Raw genomic sequence first — 12,970 nt, forward strand, 5'->3', positions numbered from 1 at the left:
TTGATGTATTTTTCGCGTAGGCTATATATGTAATAGTTGATGAATTAATAAAGGAGCTCCGTATGTCATTTTTAGAAAAGTTAAAAAATCTTTGGCCTTTCAACAGCAGCCCTAAAATGAAAGCAATAGGCTTTGAGCAGGCGTTGCCACTTGATGCACCAAATGTTTTTATTGAAAAGATGGTGGCTAGGCCCAAACCAGCGGCAAAGGAAGTTTTAGTAAAACTGTCAGCGAGCGCTGTTAATCCAGTTGACACTAAAATGCGGGCTGGCTATCAGTTAGATGGGACATTTAGAATATTGGGGTTTGATGCTGTGGGCACAGTGGCAGCTGTGGGTACAGAAGTCGGTTTATTTTCAGTTGGCGATAAGGTCTACTATGCTGGCGCGCAAAACAAGTCTGGCGCAAATGCCGAATACCAAGTTGTTCACGAACAACTAGTCGGGCACGCGCCAACGGGCCTAACAGATGCTGAAATTGCAGCGATGCCTCTGACAAGTATTACTGCAAGCGAAATCTTACACGAAGCATTAGGTTATGAAGTAAAAAAGAACAGTGCAGCGGGTAAAAGTATTCTGATTATTAATGGGGCCGGTGGTGTTGGCTCCGTACTAATTCAACTCGCTAAATATATGGGAATGACAGTAATTACAACTGCGTCTAAGCCAGCGTCGATTGCTTGGGTTAAATCGATGGGGGCTGACTATATTTTGGATTATCACCAGGATTTATATGCACAATTATGCGGTATACAGTATGAGCAAGTAGATGATATTGCTATTTTACAAGATACCAATACCTATTGGCCTCTGGTTACAAAAGTGATCAAACCTTTTGGCCGAATTGCATCAATTGTGGAAACGACTGCACCTATTGATATGGGGCCGCTCAAAAATATTGGGGCGCAATTTAGTTGGGTCTTTATGTTTGCCAAGGCTAACTATGGTGTTAATATGGCATCGCAGGGAGAAGCATTGAACAACATTGCAAGCTTATTAGAGCAACAAATTATTAAATCGACAATGACAACAACTTTGTTAGGCTTATCAGTAAATAACCTTAAAAGAGCTACAACAATGGTTGAAGAAGGACACAGTATTGGTAAAGTTGTCATTGAATATGAGGAACAACTATGAATTGGCAAGCAGTGAGCGTTGCAACGAAAAATGAAGCAATAGAAACAGTGGCGGATATCTTGTTGCAAGTTGGTGCTCAGGGTGTTCAAATTAATGATCATGACGCTATTAGCGTGACGGCCTACTACCCAGATGATGAGCAATTAGGTGAAACAATCACTGCAATTCAGAAGGCACTAAAGCATTTAAGTGATATTGGCATGTCTGTTGCCCCAGCGACGATAACTGTCAATGGTATTCAACAAAAAGATTGGGAAGATAATTGGAAAGCCTATTATCATGCGGAGCGTGTCACGCGGCACTTTACTGTCGTACCTTCTTGGGAAACATATCATCCCAACCAGATAGATGAATTACCTATTATCATGGATCCTAAGTTAGCATTTGGTACTGGCACACACGAAACAACTCGGTTAATGCTACAAGCTTTAGAAAATGTTGTTCGTGGTGGTGAATCTATGATCGATGTTGGTACCGGATCTGGGGTTTTAGCTGTTGCAGCCAAACAATTGGGTGTAGCGCATGTGCTGGCAACAGACATCGATGAGATGTCTGTCAATGTGGCAAAAGAAAATTTGCGGTTAAATCCAGTTGCACAAGATGTGACGGTTGTGGCAAGCGATTTGTTAGCTGATGTTGTTATTTCTCCTGTTGACTTGATTGTGGCAAATATTTTGGCTGATGTTATTGAAAGATTAATTCCCCAAACCACTACTTTATTAAAGCCAGGTGGCTTATTCTTGGTGTCTGGGATTTATGATAATATCGCGCTACATATTGAAGATGTTTTGCGCGCAAATGACTATACCATTGTTCAAAAGTCTCAAATGGGTGAATGGCATGGGTATATTGCGCAATTGAAGGAAAAAAATTAATGCAACGCTACTTTTTAAATGAAACAATAACTGATGAAATTAATTTAGCATCAAACCAAAGTATCTTTAAACACTTTGGTAAAGTATTACGCGCGCGTGTAGGGACACAGGCTGAATTTGTTGATAACAATCGACGTGTTGTTATTGCTGAGGTAGTGACAATAACACCGGAATCAATGCATTTAAAGGTTATAAACACGATTTCAGCTGAAGCCGAGTTACCTTTAGAAATAAGTGTTGTCGTTTCACCTTTGAAAAATGATCGTTCTGACTGGTTTGTTCAAAAAGCGACAGAGCTGGGTGTGCACCACATTATTTTTACGAATATGGCACGCACTGTAACTGATTGGCACAAACAGCAAGATAAAAAACAGTTACGTTTTCAAAAAATTGCGCAAGCTGCCGCTGAGCAGGCCCACCGTTTAATGGTGCCAACGGTTCAATTCATAGATTGGCAGGCAATGATAGCGCAACCCAAAAATTTAGGGCTTGTCGCTTGGGAAGAATCAGCAAGAGCAGGGGAAAGTGCTAACCTTGTTCAAACAATTAGGGAGGCACCGCACGGCGCTAAAATCGTCTTATTGTTTGGCCCTGAAGGTGGCTTAACGACATCAGAAGTGACTGAATTGACCACATCTCACTTTATATCTGCTGGATTAGGGCCGCGAATATTAAGAGCTGAAACAGCACCACTTTATGCACTCTCTGCAATCAGTGTCTTGCGGGAGTTGATCTAATTTTATATACTAAAACAAACGATGCCTAGTTCAGCAGTGATTATAACAAGCGACATGGGCTGAAAGGTTATTCATAATGAAAAGATTTTTTAATAAAAATTATGGTATTCATGGCATAGCAATTCTCATCACGGCTCTTGTATTACCATGGTTTGGCCAGCTGTTAAATTGGTCAACTTTGAATCAGATTATTTGGTTATATATTATCGTAAATGGCCTCTATATGCTTTACTTTGGTTATGTCACACGTAAACGTGGTCTTTTTCCGGGTGTATTAGTTATTATGCCACTATTTTTTGCATTGATAACAACGTGGTTACTTGGGTTGGTATCAACATCTTATGGTTTTTATTTGGCACTATTCTATTTTGTGTTAAGTTTATTTACGTTTTTTGGTGATACACGAGATGACCCAGACGAAAACTTAATTCCAGTTGAGAACGGTTTCTATGGTTTGCATTCGGATGACGATGATGAAAAAATCTCTGTACCAGTTGATGGTGGTTTCAAATCGTAGTTTGCGGTTATTTTATTAGGAGAAATTCTTTTGAAAAGCACGACCTTTCGTGCTTTTTCTGTTATAGTTAAAATAGGTATTTTTACTGATATTGCAATATGTTTAGCTTATTTGTTGAACAATTGCACACTATGTGGAGGAAATTTAATTGATCACAGTATCAGACATGAGCTTTAGCTTTTCAGGCCCAAAGCTTTATCAAGATGTTAATTTAAAGTTAACCCCCGGCAACACGTACGGTATTATTGGTGCCAACGGTGCTGGAAAATCAACTTTTTTGAAGTTGTTGCAAGGCGAATTACAGCCAACAGAAGGCGTTATTTCTATTGGTGATGGTGAGCGTATGTCTTCGTTGCAACAAGACCATTTCGCTTTTGATGAATTTACGGTATTAGATACTGTTATTCAAGGGCATAAAAGACTATACGAAGTTAAAACTGAAATGGATGCTATCTATGCGAAGCCAGATTTCAATGATGAAGATGGTGTGCGCGTGGCTGACTTGGGTGCTGAATTTGAAGAGCTCGACGGCTGGAATGCAGAGGTCGAGGCAGGTCAGCTATTAAGTAAGTTAGGTATCCCAGATGACATGCAATATACGTTAATGGGTGAGTTAACAGAAAATGATAAAGTTAAAGTTCTGTTAGCCCAAGCATTGTTTGGTAATCCCGATATCTTAGTCTTAGATGAACCAACGAACGGACTTGATGTGCAAACAATCAATTGGTTAGAAGACTTTTTAGCAGATTTTCCAAATCTTGTTATCGTTGTCTCGCATGATCGTCACTTCCTTAATGCTGTGTCGACGAATATTTTGGATGTTGACTTTGGCAAAATTACACCCTTTGTTGGTAATTATGATTTTTGGCGTGAGTCTTCTGAGCTAGCACAACGATTAGCTTCACAGCAAAATGCCAAAAAAGAAGAACAAATTAAGCAACTGCAGGAATTCGTAGCACGATTTTCTGCTAATGCATCAAAATCAAAGCAAGCAACTGCGCGTAAAAAGCAATTAGATAAAATCACCTTGGATGATATTAAGCCATCTTCTCGTAAATATCCATTCATCAATTTCCCAATTGGTCGCGAAATGGGGAACGATATGGTCAGAGTCGAAAATGTCTCTAAAACAATTGATGGCGAAAAAGTGTTAGATAATATTTCATTTATTGGGCGTCCGGGGGATAAGATTGCTATTTTGTCACGTTCTGATTTAGCAACCACAACCTTAATGCAGATTATTGCTGGCACGATGGCACCAGATACGGGCACTGTAACATGGGGTGTCACAACGTCACAATCTTATATCGCAAAAGACTTAAATGATAACTTTGACGACCAAGATAAAACAATTTTAGATTGGTTACGTGATTTTGCTGAAGAAGAACAAAAGGATAATACAAGCTTACGGGGTATGCTTGGTCAAATGTTATTCCGTGGCGATGACTCTTTGAAAGAAATTAAAGTTTTGTCTGGTGGTGAAAAAGTTCGCATTACATTAGCTAAAATGATGCTCTTAAAGGCCAATGTTTTGCTGATGGATGACCCTACTAATCATTTGGACTTGGAATCAATTCAATCACTCAACGATGCTGTTGTTAATTTCAAGGGTGGTATCATCATGACATCTCACGATCATGAGTTTTTAGCAACAACTGCTAATCATGTTATTGAAGTGTCAAGCAAAGGTCTTGTTGACCGTGTCGATACAACCTATGACGAATTTATCACGACAGAGAGCATTCAAGAAAAAGTTAAGGCATTATACTAATTTTAGTATCTCATTTAAAGCGTCTAATGGCGCTTTTTTGCATGTTATAATAGATGTCAAAGGAGTTTACGCGTTATGATAATTGGTATCGACAAAATGGCAAGTTATACAACAGAGTTTGCTTTAGACCTAACGACATTAGCGCTTGCGCGCGGTGATGAACCTGAAAAGTATACAATCGGTATTGGCCAAAATAAGCAAGCGGTTATACCTAACTTTGAAGATGTTGTGACAATGGGGGTCAATGCGGCAAGAAAAATTTTAACCGTAGCAGACCGTGAACAAATCGATATGGTTATATTTGCCACTGAATCAGGGATTGATAATTCAAAATCAGCTGCCATTTATGCTCAACGTTTGTTGGGCCTATCATCGTTTTCACGAACAATTGAACTGAAACAAGCTTGCTATGCTGGCACTTATGGTTTGATGCAAGCAAACGATTATGTTAAAGCACATCCTGACAAACGTGTGTTGGTTATAGCATCCGATATAGCGCGCTATGGCATTGCGACACCTGGAGAAGTCACCCAGGGTGGTGGTGCCATAGCTATGATTGTGTCACAAGATCCAAAATTATTGGCTTTTAACGATGATTCCGTATATATGTCTCAAGATGTTGCAGATTTTTGGCGACCACTAGATCGAACAGAGGCGATTGTCGATGGCCACTTGTCAACTGACATATATAAAGAAATGTTTCTCACGCTTTGGCAGCGCTACAAGCAAAATACGAACAAAACGCTGAATGATTTTGCTGGATTTGCTTTTCATTTACCATATACTAAAATGGGCAAGAAAGCCTTAGATCAAATTATAGACGAGGCTCACGATGGACAAAGGCAACGTTTACTGGCCAATTTAGAGGCAAGTCAATTATTTAGTCGAGAGGTTGGCAACCTTTATACAGGATCTGTTTATTTGAGTCTATTATCCTTAATTAGTAATAGTTCTGATTTATTACCTGGCGAGCAACTAGCGATATTTAGCTACGGTTCTGGTGCCGAAGCTGAATTATACTCGGTCACCCTACAAAAAGATTTTCATCAGTATGTACCAGCTGATGAAACCAAAGCAATGCTGGCACAGCGCCATGAAGTGACAGTTGCGGAGTATGAAACAATGTTTAACGCACAACTGCATCACTCGTATGGTGAATCACAAACAGCAGCGAATAGCGCACGTAAAACAGTACAATTTTGGGGTTGGCGAGATGGACAGCGTATCTATCAGTAATCGCAATTAGAAAAAATATAGCGTGTAAAAATAATTTATTGTATAATATTAAAATAACTTTTAAAGAGGAAATAACGTGGCAAAAGCAGTAGTAACAGTAATTGGAAAAGATAAGCCAGGCATTATTGCCGGTGTTTCAAACACTTTGGCTGAGCACCATATTAACATTTTAGACGTTTCACAGACGATTATGTCTGATATTTTTACGATGAGTATGTTAATCAACTTAGAAAAGCTCGATGAAGAATACAACAAATTACAAGATGATTTAAACGGCTTGGGTAAGCAGTTAAACGTTGAAATACATATGCAGCGTGAAGAAATTTTTAATGCAATGAGCCGTGTGTAAGTAACGACTGTAATTATAATGTGGTTAAATGACAGTATAGTAGGTGATATTATACTGTCATATTCTCGTGCATGAAAATAAGGAGATATGATGGAAACCTCTCAAATTACTGAAACCATTAATATGGTCTCGGAAGAACACTTAGATATTCGTACGGTAACGATGGGTATCTCATTGTTAGATACAGTGGCAGGCACACCACAAGAAACTGCTAAAAATATCTATCATAAGATTACAACCTATGCGAAAAATCTTGTTGCTGTGGCGCAACAAATCGAACGTGAATTCGGTATTCCCATTACAAATAAGCGAATTAGTGTAACCCCTATTGCGTTAATTGCGGGCAAAGCTACACCAGATGACATGCTATATTATGCCCATGCTTTAGATGATGCAGCTAAGGCTGTGGGTGTTGATTTTATTGGTGGTTACTCAGCATTAGTACAAAAAGGTTTTGCTAATGGTGACTTAGCTTTAATTAAGTCAATGCCACGAGCATTAACAGAAACAGATCTTGTCATGTCTAGCGTGAATATCGGCTCTTCAAAAGCTGGTATTAACTTAGACGCAGTTAAGTTAATGGGTGAAACCATCAAAGCAATCACAGATAAATCAGACACGGCCAATGCAAAGTTAGTTGTCTTTGCTAATGCAGTCGAAGATAATCCTTTCATGGCTGGTGCTTTTCACGGTGTTACTGAAGCAGATGTTGTCATTAACGTGGGTGTTTCAGGACCAGGTGTTGTTAAGCGGGCCCTTGAAAAAGTGAAAGGTGAACCAATCCAAATTGTTGCTGAAACAGTTAAAAAGACTGCATTCAAGATTACACGTGTGGGTCAAATGGTTGGGGCGTTAGCCGCTGAACGTTTAGGCGTTGAGTTTGGGATCGTTGATTTAAGTCTCGCACCCACACCTGCACGAGGTGATTCTGTGGCTGAAGTGCTAGAGGAAATTGGCCTTGAAATGGTCGGCACTCATGGCACAACGGCTGCTTTGATGTTGCTTAATGACGCCGTTAAAAAGGGCGGTGTCATGGCATCGCAACGTGTGGGCGGTTTATCGGGTGCTTTCATACCTGTTTCAGAAGACGCAGGTATGATTGATGCTGTTGAGGCTGGTATTTTGTCATTAGCAAAATTAGAAGCTATGACTTCAGTTTGCTCAGTAGGTCTAGATATGATTGCAGTACCAGGTGATACTGAGGCAACAACTATCTCGGCAATGATCGCTGATGAAGCGGCTATTGGCGTACAAAATAATAAAACCACAGCTGTGCGTATTTTACCAACAAATGGCACTAAAGTAGGTGATATGGTTGATTACGGTGGGTTATTGGGTACAGCCCCTGTGATGCCTGTTGTACCAAAGTCAAGTGCCGACTTTATCAATCGTGGTGGTCATATTCCAGCACCAATTCATTCATTTAAAAACTAAAAAAAGCAATCTTATAACTTAAGATTGCTTTTTTTAGTGATTGATTGTCTTAGAAGAATGCACTGGGGCATCAATGTGCTGCTGTGTATTTGAGTTGATTTGATGTGCCATAAAACCGATATATGCTGCAAGGATAATGATAATTGTTGCTGCTAAAACACGGATAGGGTGATAAAAGAATAGCTTCATTGATGTGAGCAGAGATTTCTTGCTATCATGTTGATCTTGACTTTCGGTAATTGCTGATGACAACGCATAGGCAAAACTATCGGCATCAACAACTCTTGGAGAAGATTCATAGGGTACAACAGCAATTTCCCTTGCTTGTGAAACTTTTAAAGTAGCAGCTTTGTTTTTAATATCGCGATTAGTAATGACATTTTTACCAAAGTTAATGAGCGTTTGGTGAATAATATGTTGTGCGTGTTGCAAATGATTTGCAACGTGTTGTAAGGGTGATTGTACAGGAATTTTCATAGTGCTGCTCCTTTAATCGATAAAATGATAAAAATATCTCTAATACAATATTATCTGAAAAATGTTGGCTTGTGACAATGTTTGACTGATTATAAACAAATTAACAGCTTCTTAATTATTTAATTTAGCAATAGGCGCGTATAATGATAATTATGGTAACTACGGAAGAAAAATTATATCGTGATTATTTACAATCAGAAAGACAATATTCAGCGTTAACTTTAAAAGCATATTTATCTGACATTGATGAATTTGTCGCTTTTTTAGAACGTAATGGTGGTTTTCAAACATTTAAAACTGTCCAGACTTTAGATGTTCGTGTTTATTTAAATGATTTGTATGAACGTCATTTGGCTAGAACATCAATCGCTCGGAAAATTAGTAGTTTACGTATGTTTTATCAATTTTTGATTGCTAATCATTTTGCTACGGATAACCCTTTTGAAAATGTTGCTCTGCGTAAACACCAAAATCATTTGCCAGAATTCTTCTATGAAACTGAGATGCAAGTGCTATTCGAAATAGCCTATGACCAAAAAGACCCATTATGGCAACGTAATGCAGCTTTACTAGAATGTCTTTATGCCACGGGGGCACGTGTCGCTGAAATCGCAACATTAACATTGTCGCAAATAGACTTTCAGCAAAGACTCATTCTAATACACGGTAAAGGCAATAAGGATCGATATGTGCCTTTTGGTCATTACGCGCAAAAAGCCATGCAACAATACATTGCTCAGTTGCGACCAGAATTGGTCGCAAACTGTCCAGAAAACACAGTTGTTTTTGTTAATCATCGAGGCCAGCCAATTACAGCAGCAGGCATTACCTATATTTTGAATACCCTTATGAATCGCTCAACACTTACGGGAAAGATTCATCCACATATGTTGCGACATACTTTTGCAACCCACTTACTGAATAATGGTGCTGATATGAGAACAGTACAAGAACTTTTGGGACATGTTAATCTATCCACAACGCAGATGTACACACACGTTACTCGAGAAAGCTTACAAAAAAATTATCAAAGTTTTTTTCCTCGGGCAAAAAAGTAGGCAGTAAACGCTTAACAATAATCACACTTTTGGAAAAAAATTTGGTAGAATAAAGATATTATGATTATACTAGAAAACAATGATTTAAAAGTTAAAATTAACGAAGATGGTGCTGAATTAACTAGTGTTTGGCATAAGCAAGCCGAGCTTGAGTATATTTGGGTCGGGGATCCGAAGTATTGGGGTCGTCACGCCTCCAATTTATTCCCAATCGTTGGTCGTTTAAGAGGCGATCAGTTCAAGGTAGCTGGCGAAACTTATTTTATGAATCAACATGGTTTTGCTCGGAACACAACCTTTGACGTGATAGATCAAAGTGATAATCACGCAATATTCCGCATACATGATACCGACTCAACGCATCGCGTGTATCCCTTTAAGTTCCAACTAGATATTAGTTATGAGCTAACAAGTGATAATGAACTCAAAATAGCTTACATTGTGACGAATACAGATACTGAAGAATCATTGTTCTTTAGTGTTGGAGGTCATCCAGCATTTAATTTACCAATGGATGGTGGTAAGTTTTCGGACTATTATGTTTCAATTGAGCCGGAAAAAATTTATGATCGTATTCGTTTGACTGGACCCTATTCTAATCCTAATACACCAACACCATTTAATGCTAATATTCCGTTGCGTCTGCGTCAAGAAGATTATCATGATGATGCGATTATACTAAAGTTGGATCGTCAAAAAACATCCTTTTTGTTAGCACGTTTAGCCAATCAGCATGGTTTACGAATGACGGTTGACAATGCGCAATTCCTTGGCATTTGGACACCAGCTGGGAAAGAAGCGCCTTTTATCGCCCTAGAACCATGGTGGGGAATTGCTGACACAGTTGATTCAACGGGTAATTTTAAAGAAAAGTTTGGTGTGAATGTTTTAGCTGCCGGGGATAGCTTTAATGGCACTTATAGTTTGCATTTTTTCTAAATAATGCTTCGAACGCCCAAAATATTAAAACGTATGACCGTTTAAATGATGGCAGTACAAAAAAGTCATTTGGCATAACTTACGACTGGCAAGTTATACCAAATGACTTTTTTAACAAGACAATTATTGGATATTTTAACTGAACACGTTGCCGTTTCGGTGTTCAAAAACAAACGGAGAAAATCATGTTTCATATATTAAAAAGACTCAACCAATCTTGGTTATTTGATGCACTTGGTGTTGTCACTGTGCTTATTGCAGCTTATTTCTCGGGTTACTTGTTTTCAAATTTACAACAGGTACCATTGTTTAGGCTACATGCCTGGGCCAGATATATACCTTTTGGTATGATATCCGTCATATCATCTAGTTTTTCAATTTTATCAACTCGTTTGACCGCGCGGTTAAATAAGTTTGGAAATATATTGGGAACTTTTAATACAGTGCTTTCAGGCATAATAGATTTTTTGCTTGGTAACAATGGTGCCATACTAACTTACCCAGTATCCTTTATTATCAATGCTGCAGCAGTTCGTGGCTGGCATTATTATGGTGATAATCAGGTTAATCGTGCAAAAGATTTTAAGAAATGGTTGCCGTTGATTATCTTAATGGCCATACTATTAAGTGTCACGTTAAACTATTTAGCTTTTCAAAATACCGGCCCATTGTTTTGGTTAGCCAGTGCAGTGTTTAGTTTATCGTTAATTCCAAACCTATTAAACGTATTCAAAATTGAAGATCAATGGCTATTTTGGATTGTCTATAATTTTGTTCAACTGGCAAAAGCTGTAACGCAAGGTAACTTTGCTAATGTTGGCAAGTATTTATACTATATTGTGAATAGCGCTGTGGCATATCCTATTTGGCGAGCAAAGCGCCGATTTGTTAAAAAAACTATCTAGAGATAGTTTTTTTATTGCATAAAATCATTATTGGCGATAATGGTATTGCGTGGTAAAATAAACAAAGTACTTGTTACGGAGGCGAACAATGGGGATGATTAAACTACCAAATATGCGGTTTTATACGTATAACGGTGTATTTGATGAAGAAAAAAAGCTTGGCCAGCAGATTTCAGTGGATGTCGTCATTCACTATCCGATAGAAACAGCAGTGAGAGATGATGATTTGAACACAACGATTTCTTATGTTGATATTTATGAGCTTGTCAAAGATGTTACAACTCAGCAGTCTTTTAATTTAATGGAAAGTTTGGCAAATGCGATTTTAATGGCATTATTAAAGCAGTGGCACCAGGTAGAAGGCATCGATGTCGCAATCAGCAAAGATTATATTCCGTTAGCTGGCATTTATGATCCATTTATTATAAGCGTCAGTGGCACACCTGCTGACTTAGCTAAGTGGTGTGATCAATGACAGAAGCCTATTTAAGTCTTGGTTCAAATATCGGTAATCGTCTAAGCAATATACAGACGGCAGTTGATTTGTTAAGTCAGACGGCAGGGACGACAATTTGTGCTGTATCACAAGTTTATGAAACACAGCCCGTCGGTGGTGTACCACAAGATGATTTTTATAATGTCGCTTTACGCATCCAAACAGCGCAATCAGCTTTGCTTTTATTAGATATGTTACATGATATTGAACAAAGTCTGAAGCGGGTGCGTCATGTGCACTGGGGACCACGCACAATTGATCTCGATATTTTAGTATTTGGTAATGAAGTATGGTCAAATGACATATTAACCATACCGCACCGTGAAATGGCAAACCGTCGTTTTGTTTTAGAGCCACTATTAGATGTGGTCACAAATAATCGACGGCAAGAAGTTGAACGTTTATTAGCTAGCACAACAGACACAAATTGGGTGCGTGTTGTGACTGGTGCGAAGGTAGAAAATGAAAACATTTAATCAAGAACAAACTGAAACCCTCGTGCAGGGCGTCAAATATTTATTAACAGCAGTTGGCGATGATCCAGAGCGTACGGGTTTGCTGGAAACACCAGAACGTGTTATCAAAGCACATGCTGAGATTTATGAGCATACCGGTGAAACAACATTTAAGGATTATAAGCTGTTTGACACAACAGATGATGCAGACATGGTAATTGTTGAAGATATACCGTTCTATGCGATGTGTGAACATCATCTATTACCTTTTTTTGGTACAATTGATGTTGCGTATGTCCCAGATGGTGAGGTTATCGGACTGAGTAAGATACCTCGCTTGGTTGATTGGGCTAGTCGACGTCCAAGTGTGCAAGAAAATTTAACGGCTTTGATTGCAGATCAAATGCAGCGTATTGTCCACCCTAAGGGTTTAGCGGTAAATGTGACTGCGCGACACATGTGTATGGAAATGCGTGGTATTAATCGACCAGGGACGCAAACAAACACGACAATTCATCGTGGCTTACTTCAAACAGATACCTTTTTGAAAGATAGCTTTTCTCGTCGAGTGCGTGGGCATTAATC

At 38.8% G+C, this 12,970-nt stretch carries 15 protein-coding genes; 14 read left to right on the forward strand and 1 reads right to left on the reverse strand.

Translation table 11 applies throughout. The features are described from left to right. The first annotated feature begins 62 nt into the window (after window positions 1–62). The 8 genes from FGL72_RS03135 to FGL72_RS03170 all read left to right on the forward strand — a co-directional run bounded on the left by FGL72_RS03135 (window position 63) and on the right by FGL72_RS03170 (window position 8,055). Window positions 63–1,136, forward strand: a complete 1,074-nt coding sequence (locus FGL72_RS03135) for a zinc-binding alcohol dehydrogenase family protein (protein ID WP_004900679.1) — start codon at window positions 63–65, stop codon at window positions 1,134–1,136. Continuing rightward, a complete protein-coding gene (gene prmA, locus FGL72_RS03140; RefSeq protein ID WP_004906104.1) occupies window positions 1,133–2,011 on the forward strand; it encodes a 50S ribosomal protein L11 methyltransferase in 879 nt (292 codons plus the stop codon). The genes FGL72_RS03135 and prmA overlap by 4 nt, the downstream gene beginning before the upstream one ends. After that, window positions 2,011–2,748 (forward strand): RsmE family RNA methyltransferase, encoded by a 738-nt coding sequence (locus FGL72_RS03145; RefSeq protein ID WP_004909382.1) that lies wholly within the window; start codon window positions 2,011–2,013, stop codon window positions 2,746–2,748. The genes prmA and FGL72_RS03145 overlap by 1 nt, the downstream gene beginning before the upstream one ends. Before the next feature lie 76 nt (window positions 2,749–2,824). Then, complete coding sequence (locus FGL72_RS03150) at window positions 2,825–3,265, forward strand: hypothetical protein (protein ID WP_004900671.1); 441 nt, start codon at window positions 2,825–2,827, stop codon at window positions 3,263–3,265. Between the two features lie 148 nt (window positions 3,266–3,413). Then, window positions 3,414–5,036: an ABC-F family ATP-binding cassette domain-containing protein gene (locus FGL72_RS03155; RefSeq protein ID WP_004909385.1), complete on the forward strand. Its 1,623-nt coding sequence runs from the start codon at window positions 3,414–3,416 to the stop codon at window positions 5,034–5,036. Between the two features lie 75 nt (window positions 5,037–5,111). After that, the gene (locus FGL72_RS03160; RefSeq protein ID WP_085699202.1) at window positions 5,112–6,272 is read left to right on the forward strand and encodes a hydroxymethylglutaryl-CoA synthase; all 1,161 of its coding nucleotides are present in this window, start codon (window positions 5,112–5,114) and stop codon (window positions 6,270–6,272) included. Between the two features lie 76 nt (window positions 6,273–6,348). Then, window positions 6,349–6,621 carry an ACT domain-containing protein gene (locus tag FGL72_RS03165; RefSeq protein ID WP_004900661.1) on the forward strand — a complete coding sequence of 91 codons (273 nt, stop codon included), beginning with the start codon at window positions 6,349–6,351 and terminating at the stop codon, window positions 6,619–6,621. Between the two features lie 90 nt (window positions 6,622–6,711). Further along, window positions 6,712–8,055 (forward strand): PFL family protein, encoded by a 1,344-nt coding sequence (locus tag FGL72_RS03170; RefSeq protein ID WP_012305260.1) that lies wholly within the window; start codon window positions 6,712–6,714, stop codon window positions 8,053–8,055. Window positions 8,056–8,088: 33 nt separating this feature from the next. On the opposite strand, the gene FGL72_RS03175 is transcribed toward FGL72_RS03170, so the two are convergent. After that, window positions 8,089–8,532, reverse strand: a complete 444-nt coding sequence (locus tag FGL72_RS03175) for a hypothetical protein (protein ID WP_004900655.1) — start codon at window positions 8,530–8,532, stop codon at window positions 8,089–8,091. A gap of 152 nt (window positions 8,533–8,684) precedes the next feature. Between FGL72_RS03175 and xerC the strand changes: the two genes are divergently transcribed. From xerC to folE, 6 genes are all read left to right on the forward strand, one after another. Further along, window positions 8,685–9,590, forward strand: a complete 906-nt coding sequence (gene xerC, locus FGL72_RS03180; protein WP_004908772.1) for a tyrosine recombinase XerC — start codon at window positions 8,685–8,687, stop codon at window positions 9,588–9,590. 60 nt (window positions 9,591–9,650) lie between these two features. Beyond that, window positions 9,651–10,529: an aldose 1-epimerase family protein gene (locus FGL72_RS03185; RefSeq protein ID WP_085699200.1), complete on the forward strand. Its 879-nt coding sequence runs from the start codon at window positions 9,651–9,653 to the stop codon at window positions 10,527–10,529. 185 nt (window positions 10,530–10,714) lie between these two features. Then, the gene (pnuC, locus tag FGL72_RS03190; RefSeq protein WP_085699198.1) at window positions 10,715–11,434 is read left to right on the forward strand and encodes a nicotinamide riboside transporter PnuC; all 720 of its coding nucleotides are present in this window, start codon (window positions 10,715–10,717) and stop codon (window positions 11,432–11,434) included. Window positions 11,435–11,522: 88 nt separating this feature from the next. Continuing rightward, a complete protein-coding gene (folB, locus tag FGL72_RS03195) occupies window positions 11,523–11,909 on the forward strand; it encodes a dihydroneopterin aldolase (RefSeq protein ID WP_004905257.1) in 387 nt (128 codons plus the stop codon). Next, entirely contained in the window at window positions 11,906–12,406 is a 501-nt protein-coding gene (gene folK, locus FGL72_RS03200) for a 2-amino-4-hydroxy-6-hydroxymethyldihydropteridine diphosphokinase (RefSeq protein WP_146992626.1), read from the forward strand. Before folB ends, folK begins: the two co-directional genes overlap by 4 nt. After that, window positions 12,393–12,968: a GTP cyclohydrolase I gene (gene folE / locus FGL72_RS03205; RefSeq protein WP_146992628.1), complete on the forward strand. Its 576-nt coding sequence runs from the start codon at window positions 12,393–12,395 to the stop codon at window positions 12,966–12,968. Before folK ends, folE begins: the two co-directional genes overlap by 14 nt. Window positions 12,969–12,970: the final 2 nt, after the last annotated feature.

This window comes from Leuconostoc citreum, assembly GCF_007954785.1.
Taxonomy (GTDB): domain Bacteria; phylum Bacillota; class Bacilli; order Lactobacillales; family Lactobacillaceae; genus Leuconostoc; species Leuconostoc citreum.

What these genes read in the sequence shown, in the direction of transcription:
- FGL72_RS03170 (WP_012305260.1), top strand. Translation starts at nt 6,712, where the DNA reads ATGGAAACCTCTCAAATTACTGAAACCATTAATATGGTCTCGGAAGAA.
- FGL72_RS03175 (WP_004900655.1), bottom strand. Translation starts at nt 8,532, where the DNA reads ATGAAAATTCCTGTACAATCACCCTTACAACACGTTGCAAATCATTTG.
- FGL72_RS03185 (WP_085699200.1), top strand. Translation starts at nt 9,651, where the DNA reads ATGATTATACTAGAAAACAATGATTTAAAAGTTAAAATTAACGAAGAT.
- folB (WP_004905257.1), top strand. Translation starts at nt 11,523, where the DNA reads ATGGGGATGATTAAACTACCAAATATGCGGTTTTATACGTATAACGGT.
- FGL72_RS03135 (WP_004900679.1), top strand. Translation starts at nt 63, where the DNA reads ATGTCATTTTTAGAAAAGTTAAAAAATCTTTGGCCTTTCAACAGCAGC.
- prmA (WP_004906104.1), top strand. Translation starts at nt 1,133, where the DNA reads ATGAATTGGCAAGCAGTGAGCGTTGCAACGAAAAATGAAGCAATAGAA.
- folE (WP_146992628.1), top strand. Translation starts at nt 12,393, where the DNA reads ATGAAAACATTTAATCAAGAACAAACTGAAACCCTCGTGCAGGGCGTC.
- FGL72_RS03150 (WP_004900671.1), top strand. Translation starts at nt 2,825, where the DNA reads ATGAAAAGATTTTTTAATAAAAATTATGGTATTCATGGCATAGCAATT.
- FGL72_RS03145 (WP_004909382.1), top strand. Translation starts at nt 2,011, where the DNA reads ATGCAACGCTACTTTTTAAATGAAACAATAACTGATGAAATTAATTTA.
- FGL72_RS03160 (WP_085699202.1), top strand. Translation starts at nt 5,112, where the DNA reads ATGATAATTGGTATCGACAAAATGGCAAGTTATACAACAGAGTTTGCT.
- pnuC (WP_085699198.1), top strand. Translation starts at nt 10,715, where the DNA reads ATGTTTCATATATTAAAAAGACTCAACCAATCTTGGTTATTTGATGCA.
- xerC (WP_004908772.1), top strand. Translation starts at nt 8,685, where the DNA reads ATGGTAACTACGGAAGAAAAATTATATCGTGATTATTTACAATCAGAA.
- folK (WP_146992626.1), top strand. Translation starts at nt 11,906, where the DNA reads ATGACAGAAGCCTATTTAAGTCTTGGTTCAAATATCGGTAATCGTCTA.